This window comes from Micromonospora sp. SCSIO 07396 (genome assembly GCF_053667945.1).
The window spans coordinates 4,222,188-4,230,299 of sequence record NZ_CM132210.1 but is presented as its reverse complement, the minus strand read 5'-3'; the positions used below and the strand labels follow the sequence as shown (position 1 = coordinate 4,230,299).

General features: G+C 71.9%; 6 protein-coding genes. 4 read left to right on the top strand and 2 right to left on the bottom strand.

What is annotated here, in order from left to right; genetic code table 11:
• Positions 1-104 precede the first annotated feature (104 nt).
• Positions 105-371: a PqqD family protein gene (locus ACWCHM_RS18210; RefSeq protein WP_204928161.1), complete on the top strand. Its 267-nt coding sequence runs from the start codon at positions 105-107 to the stop codon at positions 369-371.
• A gap of 106 nt (positions 372-477) precedes the next feature.
• Here ACWCHM_RS18210 and ACWCHM_RS18205 read toward each other — a convergent pair whose 3' ends face one another.
• A complete protein-coding gene (locus ACWCHM_RS18205; protein WP_204957237.1) occupies positions 478-1,086 on the bottom strand; it encodes a TetR/AcrR family transcriptional regulator in 609 nt (202 codons plus the stop codon).
• Positions 1,087-1,168: 82 nt separating this feature from the next.
• Here ACWCHM_RS18205 and ACWCHM_RS18200 point away from each other — a divergent pair, with 82 nt between their 5' ends.
• Positions 1,169-2,917 (top strand): MFS transporter, encoded by a 1,749-nt coding sequence (locus tag ACWCHM_RS18200; protein WP_204957238.1) that lies wholly within the window; start codon positions 1,169-1,171, stop codon positions 2,915-2,917.
• A 300-nt stretch (positions 2,918-3,217) separates the two neighbouring features.
• On the top strand, positions 3,218-3,994 hold the full coding sequence (locus ACWCHM_RS18195; RefSeq protein WP_454219113.1) for a thioesterase II family protein: 777 nt from the start codon (positions 3,218-3,220) through the stop codon (positions 3,992-3,994).
• Positions 3,995-4,168: 174 nt separating this feature from the next.
• Here ACWCHM_RS18195 and ACWCHM_RS18190 read toward each other — a convergent pair whose 3' ends face one another.
• On the bottom strand, positions 4,169-4,438 hold the full coding sequence (locus tag ACWCHM_RS18190) for a DUF5988 family protein (RefSeq protein WP_204957240.1): 270 nt from the start codon (positions 4,436-4,438) through the stop codon (positions 4,169-4,171).
• Between the two features lie 827 nt (positions 4,439-5,265).
• On the opposite strand from ACWCHM_RS18190, the gene ACWCHM_RS18185 reads away from it, so the two are divergent.
• Positions 5,266-8,100, top strand: coding sequence for a helix-turn-helix transcriptional regulator (locus ACWCHM_RS18185; protein ID WP_204957241.1), 2,835 nt, complete (start codon positions 5,266-5,268; stop codon positions 8,098-8,100).
• Positions 8,101-8,112: the final 12 nt, after the last annotated feature.

Here is an 8,112-nt window from a genome sequence, read left to right as displayed (position 1 = left end):
GTACCGTGTCACCGTCCGACCTCATACCGTAGTGAGCGGGCCTGGTGGACGTCACGGTTCGCCGCAGGGTGCCACCAGGGTGGACACGGGGAGAGGCAGGGAGGATGCGGGTGCGACTCGAACAGGGCATCGTCGCCAAGGTCACCCGGAACGGGCAGCTTGAGCTGATCTCCGAACGGAGCGGGCTGCGATACCGGTTCGGGGCGACCGCCGCCGCGATGTGGATCGCGTTGCAGCAGCAGGGCGGTTCGCTGGAGCGGGCGGCCGGTGTGCTGGCCCGGCAGTGGTCGGCCGATCCGGCGGTCACCCGGCGCGACTTCGACGTCTGGCTGGAGGACATGCTCCGCGCCGGCCTGGTCCGGGTGGAGTGACCGGTCCGGCGGGTCCGCCCCGACCCCTATCCCGACCCCCTGTACGCGGGCGGCGGTGGGTCGTACCCCTGTCCGGTCGGTCGGGACGCGACCCGGCGGGTGGGGGTCAGGCGTCGGAGGACGGGGTTTCGGGGTCGCCTGATTCGTTGACCGCGCCGACGATCACCCGCAGTGCCTCGGCCAGGTCCTTGCCGGAGGGGGCGGCCTCGGGATCGAGCAGCCGCTGCACCGTCAGGCCGGTCATCAACGCCAGCAGGAACGAGCCGACGGCCTTGCGGGTCGCCTCGGGGACGTTCTCGCCCCCGTTGCGGATGACGAAGGTGGCCAGCGCGGGCCGGGCCCGGGTGTACGTCTCGGCGAGCTGTTCGCGCAGCACCGGCAGGTGCTCGGCCAGCGCGAACGCCTCGATTCCGGCGACCCAGAGCGGCCGGTGCGTGCCGAACGACTCCACCAGGCCGGTCCACATGGTCTCCAGCCGGTCCATCAGGTCGGGCTGGGTGCCGTCGCGCAGCACCCGGTCGATCTCGACGCCCCACTCCTCGAACGCCTGCACCAGGGCGGCGGTCAGCAGCGCCTCCTTGGAGCCGAAGTGGTAGCCGATCGACGCCAGGTTCGTGTCCGACGCGGCGACGATGTCGCGGGCGGTGGTGCGTGTGTAGCCGCGCTCGTAGAGGCAGACCCTGGCCCCTGCCAGCAGGCGTTCCCGATGACCCACGGGCGTCACCCTACTCGGAACCACCCCCTAATTCATCCATCGGATGTATACGAGCGTCTAAATCCGGTGGTAGCTTTCGGCCATGGCTACAGCGCAGGCAAAGGCCGGCCGCCGCGAGTGGATCGGCCTCGCGGTACTCGTCATGGTGACACTGATCATCAGCATGGACATGACCGTGCTGTCGTACGCTCTGCCGTTCATCACGGCGGACCTTGAGCCGACCAGCAGTCAGCTCCTCTGGATCACGGACGTCTACGCCTTCGTGCTGGCCGGCCTGCTGATTCCGATGGGGACCCTGGGGGACCGGATCGGGCGCCGCCGGCTGCTGATGATCGGCGCGGCGGTGTTCGGTGCCGCATCCGTGGCCACGGCCCTCTCCACCAGTCCCGGCATGCTGATCGGGACCCGGGCGGTGATGGGTGCCGCCGGTGCGACGCTCATGCCGTCGACCATGTCGTTGATCCGCAACATGTTCCACGACGAGAACGAGCGCCGGGCCGCGATCGGCATGTGGGCGGCCGGCTTCTCCGCCGGTGGCGTCATCGGCCTGGTGGCCGGCGGGGCGCTGTTGCAGTACTTCTCCTGGGGCACCGTCTTCGAGATCAACGTGCCGATCATGCTGCTGCTGCTGATCCTGGCCCCGTTGCTGCTGCCCGAGTTCCGCAACCCCGCCGCCGGCCGGCTCGACCTGCTCAGCACGGTGCTGGCGTTCGTCGCCGTGCTGCCGATGATCTGGGGCATCAAGCAGTTCGCCGAGGACGGCATGACCTGGCCACCGGTGGCCGGTGTGCTCGCCGGTCTGCTCTTCCTGACCGTGTTCGTCCTGCGTCAGCGCCGGCTCGCCGACCCGGTGATCGACGTCCGGCTGTTCCGCGCCCCCGCGTTCAGCGCGGCCGTGGTGATGAACGTGCTCGCCAACTTCGCGCTGGTCGGGTTCATGTTCTTCATCAGCCAGTACCTCCAGTTGGTGCTCGGGCTGCGGCCGTTCACCGCCGGCCTGTGGTCGCTGCCGGCCGCCGGCGCGGCGGGCATCGGCGCGGCGGTGCTCGCGCCGATGCTGGCGCAACGCTTCCGGCGGGCCTACGTCGCCGCCGGGGGGCTGCTGGTGGGTGCCGCCGGCTGCCTGGTGCTCGCCCAGGTCGGTGACGACTCGGGGCTGGCCATGGTGGTGGTGGGCCAGGCGCTGATGACGGGTGGCATCGCGATGGTGCTGACGCTCAGCGCCGAGTTGATCGTCTCCACCGCGCCGCCGGAGCGGGCCGGCGCGGCGGCCGGGCTCTCCGAGACCGGCAGCCAGTTCGGCGCGGCGCTCGGTGTGGCGATCCTCGGCAGCATCGGCACGTACGTCTACCGGCGGCAGCTGTCCGGTGGGGCCCCCGACGGCGTCCCGGCCGACTCCTGGGCGACCGCCCGGGAGACCCTGGGTGGCGCGGTCGAGGAGAGCCGTACCCTCTCCGCCACCGCGGCGGACACGCTGGTCGCGCTGGCCCGGGCCGCCTTCGCCGACGAACTGCGGGTCGCCGCGGTCGCCGCGGCCGGCATCCTGGTGGTGACTGCGGTCCTGGCCGCCGTGCTGCTGCGCAACGTGGGGGCCTCGGTGCCCGGTCAGGATCCGTCAGGCGGACCCGCCGACGCCGGGCCCGCCGGCACCCCGGCGGTCGACCCGGACGCTGCGGCCGTCTCGGCCGATCCGGCCGGGACGGGGGGCGACCCGGCGACCCGGGCGGAGCAGACCGCGGCGGAAGGACGCCTCGACACCGAGCCGCCGGCGGTCCGGATCGGGCCGGACTCGACCCCCCAACCGTCCCGGCCGGCACATCCGGTGGCCTGACCGTACGGTTCCGACGGTGGCGTTCCCGCGGTGGGCGGGGACGCCACCGTCGTCCGTGCCGCCGGTCGTGACGGTGCCGGCCTAGGGGCCCGGTGCCCCGCTTAGGGGTTGTCCCGGCGTTTCGGACGTTCCTACGCTCGCTTCGACAGCGGGCACCGGCGTCACACGGGGGGCGTCGGTTCGACATCCGTGCCCGGCGGGTCGGTCGGTGCGTCGGTCGAGCCGTCGGCACGGGGGTTGGCCCGCTGGAGACGTCCTGCTGTGGGCGCACCCGCAGCGCCGATCCGTAGGGGACCAGTGATGACGGCAACGCTCGAGAACGACCTCTGGGTGCGGCGGTTCCACCCGTCGCCGACCAGCGCGATCCGGCTGGTGGCGTTGCCGCACGCCGGTGGCTCGGCCAGCTATCTGTTCCCGGTCTCCCGGGCCCTCACGCCCGCCGTGGAGGTGCTGGCGATCCAGTACCCGGGTCGGCAGGACCGCCGGCACGAGCCGGTGCTGGATTCCGTCACCGCCCTGGCCGACGGGGTGTTCGAGGCGCTGCGGCCGTGGCTGGACCGGCCGGTGGCGCTCTTCGGGCACAGCATGGGTGCCGTGCTCGCCTACGAGGTGGGGCTGCGGTTGCAGACGCGGACGGGTCAGCCGCCGGTGCGCCTGTTCGCCTCCGGTCGCCGGGCGCCGTCCCGGGTCCGCGACGAGCGCTACGTGCACACCCGCGACGATGCCGGCGTGCTGCGGGAACTGGCCCGGCTCAGCGGTTCGGACCCGAGGGTGCTGGGTGACCCGGAGCTGCTGCCGATGATCCTGCCCGCGGTGCGCGGCGACTACAAGGCGGTGGAGACCTACCGGACCGACCCGGACCAGCGCCTGGACGCCCCGATCACCGTGCTGACCGGGGACGCGGACCCGGTGACCACGTTGGACGAGGCGCACGACTGGGCGAAGCACACCAGCGGCGAATGCGACGTGCGGGTCTATCCGGGTGGGCACTTCTACCTCAACGACCACGCCGCCGACGTGATCAAGCTGATCGGCGCGCAGTTGCACCACGCGGTCTCCGGCGGCCCGGCGGCCTGACCGGATCCGCGCCCGCTACCGGGAGGATCGTCCCCCGGGACGGGCGTTGCGGGGTGGGAACCGGTGGGCACCCGCCCGACGCCGCCGAACCGGGCGACGGGGCACCGAGCGCACCGGGTGCGGACAACACGACGGGCGGGACGCCGGTGGCCGGCGCCCCGCCCGTCGTACCGCTCATTCGGCGATCTTCGTCCGCATGGTCCAGCGGAAGACCACCACCCGCGAGGCGTCGTCGTTGAGGCCGTCGTGGTCACTGGAACGCTCGAAGTGCTCGTAGCCGCCCAGGTAGGGCACCTTGATCCGGCCGGTGCCGGCCGGCGCGCTGTGGGCCCGCTCGACGGCCGTCAGCCCGACCGGGCCACCTTCGAGCACCACGTCGAAGTGGTCGCCGCCGCGAACGTCGCTGAACCGCCGCGCGCTGCTCACCCGGGTGAGATCGTCCACGCTTTCCTCCTCGGCTGGGGGCGGGAGACGCGATCGACAGTGTTTCGCGTCACTGCCCTCGGATGCCTCCAGCGTGGCGGCACCGCCGGTCGGCGCATACCCGGAAGCGACCCCTAACTCCCGACCGGGGGCCAGATTTCAACGGCCGGCCAACCTGCGGTTACTTTGCGGCCCGGTGAGTCGCATTTGTGATAGCCCCCGGCTTGCCGCAAGGGTACGGCATTGACCAATGCTTATGAATTGCTTCTGTAATAGAGCTGTCTTCTCCCTGAAACTCAATTTTTGCTCAAGAGTAGATTGCCCGATTCGATGCTTCTCGTCCGGTCGGTGGTGGTGTGCCGACGTCGGGGGCAACGGTGCAGGCCGGGGGGAGTTGGCCCGAAAGCTTCCGGTAGGAGTCCTCTGTCGGAGTCATTTCCCAGGTCAGGGCCGTGTGCCGTGGGTGGAATCTGCGGTCATCCGCGCAGGTGGGAGGGGTCGCGATGGCTCTTCGATCATGTAATTGCTACCGAGTGGTAATTTCTCGACCGGGGACGACAAACCGACAAAACGCCATCCCCGCTCGTAATATCGGTGACGAAGTATCATCACCCCACTACCGTCTTGTACGGGTGTCTATGTATGCTGTGCTCGCCGTCGGGACGCGGTGAAAGCCATCAATCAATTGGCAGTCATCATTGCAAGACCTGGTTTGCCGGCTGACGTGGCCAGTGACCGGGCGGGTCCCGGCGGACCGCGTGGCATCGAGCCGAACGGTTTCGTCGGGGGCCTGACCCGGAGCCGGCAGCGCCCGTTCGATGCGTCATCGCTGACCTGGGGGGAGACGGGTGGATTTTGTGGAGAGAAGCCGCGAGCTTGACATCTTGCGGGACCTTTACTCCGACAGTGCCACGGGCAGGGGGCGGGTCGCGCTGATCAGCGGCCCCGGTGCCACGGGCAAGACCGAGCTGTTGCGGGCCTTCGCCGACCACGTCGGCGCGGCGGGCGGGCTGGTGCTGCGCGCCGCCTGTTCCCGGGCGGAACGGCTGCTGCCCGCGGCCGTGATGGGGCAGCTGTTCCACAGCGTGCCGCTGCCGGCCGAGGTGATGCGGCGCATCGGCGCGTTCGTCGACATCGACGGCGTCGCGACGGAGGGTGACGCCGACATCAGGGCCGTGCACGCCATGTGTGTCGAGTTGCTCGACCTCGCCCGTAGCCGGCCGCTCGTACTGCTCGTCGACGACGTCGAGTTCGCCGACGAGCGGACCCTGCACACCCTGCTCTACCTCCAGCGCCGGCTCACCGCCGCACAGATCCTGGTGGTGCTCACCGAGTCACCGCAGCCCCAGCCGTTCCATCCGGAGTTCCGGGCCGAGATCAGCCGGCAGGCGAGCTTCTGCAACATCCAGCTGTCACCGCTGTCCGAGGCGGGCGTCGCCGAACTGCTGCGCGGCTGGACCGACGACGAGACGGCCACGGCGCTCGCCCCGGCGTACCACCGGGTCAGCGGTGGCAACCCGTTGCTGCTGCACGCGCTCGGCCAGGACCGGCGGGTCGCCGGGGCGACGGAGCCCACCGAGGTGGTCGTCGGTGACCAGTTCCGCCAGGCCGTCCTGGCCTGCCTGCGCCGCTGGGACCCGACCATCCTGGAGACCGCCCACGGGTTGGCCCTGCTCGGCGACTTCGCCACCCCGGCGTTGCTGGCCCGGCTGCTGGACACCAAGCCGGCCCGGGTCCAGTGGGTGCTCAACGCGTTGACGATGTCCGGCCTGCTGCACGGCGGCCGGTTCCGGCACCCGGCGGCGCGGGCGGCCGTCCTGCACGACCTGGCCCCGGACGCGCTGTCCGAGATGCACGCCCGGGCGGCGGAACTGCTGCACGCCGAGGGCGCTCCGGCGCCGGCGATCGGTGGGCACCTGCTCGCCGCCGGTGGCCTGGCCGAACCGTGGGCGATCACGGTGCTCCAGGACTCGGCGACGCACGCACTGGCCGAGGACCGCGTCGACGACGCGGTGGAGTCGCTCAAGCTGGCGCACGACATGTGCGACGACGAGCCGCGCCGGGCGGCGCTGACCGCGATGCTGGCCGCCTGCCAGTGGCGGGTCAACCCGGCGGCGGTGAGCCAGCACCTCCAGTCGCAGCGCGAGGCGCTGCGGGCCGGGCACCTCTCCGAACGGCACGCCGCCGCGCTGCTGCGCTACCAGCTCTGGCACGGCCACCGGGCGGACGCCCAGGAGACCCTGCGGCACCTGCGCGACAACCGGCAGCAGCTCGACGCCACCACCGCCGCCGAGCTGGAGGGATGCGCGGAGTGGCTGCGGCTGCACTTCCCCGTCGCCTTCGCCGAGCTGGACGCCGACGTCGGCCCGACGGCCACGCCGGCCGGTGCCCCGGCCCGCTCCGACGGCTCCCTCGGGTCAGCCACGCCGTCGCTGACCGCCGTGCTCACCGACGGGGTGACCGACGAGGTGATCGCCCGCGCCGAGCAGGTGCTCGGCAGCCACCTGCTGGTCGACGTCGGGCTGGAGTCGGCGCTGTGCGCCCTGCAGACCCTGGTCTACGCCGACCGGATGGACCGCGCTGTGCACTGGTGCGACGTGCTCGGCACCGAGGCCGGCGCGCGGGGCGCCACCACCTGGCACGCCATCCTGTCCGACGTCCGCTCGCACATCGCGCTGCGCCAGGGCGACCTGCCGCTCAGCGAGCGGTTCGCCCGGGAGGCGCTGGACGCGATGTCCCCGCACAACTGGGGCGTGGCGATCGGCTCACCGCTGTCCAACATGCTGCTCGCCAAGATCGGCATGGACAAGCTCGACGAGGCCGAGGCGCAGCTCAAGCACGTCATCCCGGACGCGATGCGCGACACCTGGTTCTGGCCGATGTACCTGCGGGCCCGGGGCCACCTGCACCTGGCCGGCGGGCGGGTGCACGCGGCGCTGGCCGACTTCGAGACCTGCGGGCAGCTGGCCACCCAGTGGGGGATGGACCTGCCGACCCTGCTGCCCTGGCGCGGCGACCTGGCCCAGGTCTACCTGCGTTCCGGCCGGCCCGACCGGGCCCGGGGCATGGTGACCGAGCAGCTCTCCCGGCCCGGCGCCGACAACGCCCGCACCCGGGGCATCTCACTGCGGCTGCTCGGGTCCGCGCTCGACGTCAAGCAGCGGGTCAACACGCTGCGCCAGGCGGCCAACCTGCTCCAGGAGTCCGGCGACCGCTACCAGCTCTTCCTGGCCCTGGCCGCGCTCAGCAGCGCGCACTACGGGCGGGGCGAGTTCAACACCTCGCGGGTGGTGGCCCGCAGCGCGATGCAGCTCGCCAAGGACATCCAGGCACAGGCGTTGTGCCGCCGGCTGCTGCCCGGGGGCGACGCGGCCGGCGCCGACGACCCGGACACCCCGCCGGAGCACGAGGAGATGTCCCGGCTCAGTGACGCCGAGCAGCGGGTGGCGACGCTCGCCGCGCTCGGCCACACCAACCGGGAGATCGGCAAGAAGCTCTACATCACGGTGAGCACCGTCGAACAGCACCTCACCCGGGTCTACCGGAAGCTGAACGTCAGGCGGCGCACCGAGCTGTCGCTGGGGCTGCCGATGGACGCCGCCGGGGCCGGGCTGCTCGCCGTCGCGCCGGGCGGGACCGAGCGGTCCTGGCCGCAGTGGGAGTCGGCGGTCCAGGCGAGCTGAGCTCGTCAGCGG